Source organism: Arthrobacter sp. (genome assembly GCF_030540645.1).
Lineage (GTDB): Bacteria > Actinomycetota > Actinomycetes > Actinomycetales > Micrococcaceae > Specibacter.
Map to the genome: position 1 here is coordinate 10547 of NZ_JAUNVV010000087.1, position 2522 is coordinate 13068.

Sequence of the window (2522 nt, forward strand, 5' to 3'; positions counted from 1 at the left end):
CGTTCGACGTCGATTGGGCTGCGGGTAACGGGCGCATCAGGATCCCGATCCTGGCAGATGATGCAGACGTCAACATCCTGGAAATCAAGGATGGCGAACTTTGCTACTACGAGCACCGCTTTCCGCTGGCCGCTGGCACCTTCTCGCCAGAGGATGCGCCCGCCGACGTCCATGCCCGCCAGCATTATGAACTCATGGATTGGCGCCGGGCCGACACTGACCTGAACTACCGCAGGTTCTTCGCCGTCAGCTCATTGGCCGGGGTCCGCGTGGAAATCCCGCGCATCTTTGCACAAACGCACCAGGAGATCCTCCGCTGGTTCCAAGAGGGTCTGGTTGACGGCCTGCGGATCGACCACCCCGACGGCCTTGCCGATCCCGAGGGTTACTTGCACCAACTTCGCCAGTCCATCGGGGGCAACTACGTGCTGGTGGAAAAAATACTTGAGCCCGGGGAATCCCTCCCCGCCAGTTTTGATTGTGAAGGCACCACCGGCTACGACGCGCTGGCGGACGTAGACCGGATCTTCATTGACGACGCCGGTGAGCCCGGACTCGACGACATCGATACCACGTGGCGCGGCGGCAGGCCCTCCGACTATGAGGCGATGATGCACAGTACCAAGCGTCGCATTACGGACGGGATCCTCCATGCGGAGATGCTGCGGCTGGCCCGGCTGGTGCCTCCGAGCGCATCACTGGACGTGGAGCAGCTTGCCGATGCACTGTCGGAGATCATCACGGCGTTCCCGGTGTACCGCACGTATCTGCCGGAAGGTGCGGACATTCTGCGCACAGCGTGTGAGCTCGCCAGCAGCCGGCGTCCGGAACTGCAGGAAGCCGTGGAACTGCTGTTGCCGCTGCTGCTCAAAGCGGGGCCGGGCGAGGACACCGAGCTGGGCCGGCGCTTCCAACAGACCTCCGGCATGGTCATGGCCAAGGGGGTGGAGGACACCGCCTTCTTCCGTCACACGCGGTTGGGTACGTTGACCGAAGTGGGTGCGGACCCCACCGAGTTCGCCATCACACCGGAGGAATTCCATGCCCGGATGCGCAGCCGGCTGGAACATATTCCACTCTCCATGACAACGCTCAGCACCCATGACACGAAGCGCAGCGAAGACACACGGGCGCGGATTTCGGCGCTGGCCGAGCTCACACCCGACTGGGGGCAATTCCTGGACCGTGCGCAGGAACTGGCCCGGCTGCCTGATGGTCCGCTGGCCAACCTGCTATGGCAGGCCATTGCAGGTGTCTGGCCAGCAGAGCGGGACAGGCTCCACGGGTTCGCCCAAAAAGCCGCCCGTGAAGCAGGAACCTGGACCAGCTGGGCGGATCCCAACGAAAACTACGAAAACCAGCTGGCAAAGGTCGTCGACGCCGCATTCGACAACCCAGAGATGCGCCAGGAGTTGGACTCGCTCGTTGAACAGCTGGAACCCTATGGCGCCTCCAACGCCCTGTCCGCAAAGCTCGTGCAGCTGACCATGCCGGGTGTTCCCGACGTGTATCAGGGCACGGAATTCTGGGACCGCTCCCTGACCGATCCGGACAACCGCCGGCCCGTCGATTTCAACGCACGCAGGCAGGCACTGGAGAAACTCGACCAAGGCGAGCTCCCGGCGTCGTACTTGGCAGCGGAAGCGAAACTGTTGGTGACTTCGCGTGCGCTGCGCCTGCGTCGTGACCGGGCGGAGCTGTTCAGCGGATACGCACCCCTGCAGGCCGAGGGGACGGCGGCGGAGCATCTGCTGGCCTTCAGCCGCGCCCATGTTGCAGGCGAAGGCGCATTGACACTGGTCACCAGGTTGCCGCGCGGGCTGGAACGCAAGGGTGGCTGGAAGCAGACACTGCTGCGGCTGGACGTTGACATGCGCGACGAGCTGACAGGGCGCAGCTTCAGCCAAGGTGAAGTTCTTGTTGGGGAGATCCTGGACAGCTACCCGGTTGCGCTGTTGGCGCCGGTGCAGGCCTAGCCGGCCACAACGAAAGGAAGAGGGTGATGAGGTTGCAGGGACAAGGCGCCGGACGCTTTGACGTGTGGGCTCCGAAGGTGGAGTCCGTGACGTTGCTGGCTAGGGACCGCGACTATGTGATGACCCGCCGCCCCCATGAGGCTCCCGGGGATGAGGGTTGGTGGACGGCTGCGAATGCGCCGGCCGAGGGCGAGGTGGAGTATGGCTACCGCCTTGGCGGGGACGCCGACGCCGTGCCGGATCCGCGGTCACGCCGCCAGCCCAACGGCGTGCATTCGCTTTCCCGCACGTTCGACCCGTCCGAGTATGTCTGGGGTGACGAGGCGTGGACGGGGCGCGAGCTGACCGGCGCCGTCATTTACGAACTTCACGTGGGCACTTTCACGCCTGAGGGCACCTTGGATGCGGCTGCCGGGAAGCTGGATTACCTGGCGGAGCTGGGCATCGACTTCATTGAGCTGCTTCCCGTCAACGGCTTCAACGGAACGCATAACTGGGGGTACGACGGCGTCCTTTGGTATGCGGTCCACGAGGGCTACGGCGGGC

At 64.2% G+C, this 2522-nt stretch carries 1 protein-coding gene and 1 pseudogene; both read left to right on the forward strand.

Going from position 1 to position 2522, the window contains the following annotated elements:
• A partial coding sequence (gene treY, locus Q4P21_RS13745; RefSeq protein ID WP_303389315.1) for a malto-oligosyltrehalose synthase occupies window positions 1–1976 on the forward strand: 1976 nt, incomplete at its 5' end.
• A gap of 26 nt (window positions 1977–2002) precedes the next feature.
• Window positions 2003–2522: pseudogene (locus Q4P21_RS13750) on the forward strand (malto-oligosyltrehalose trehalohydrolase); the annotation flags it as partial.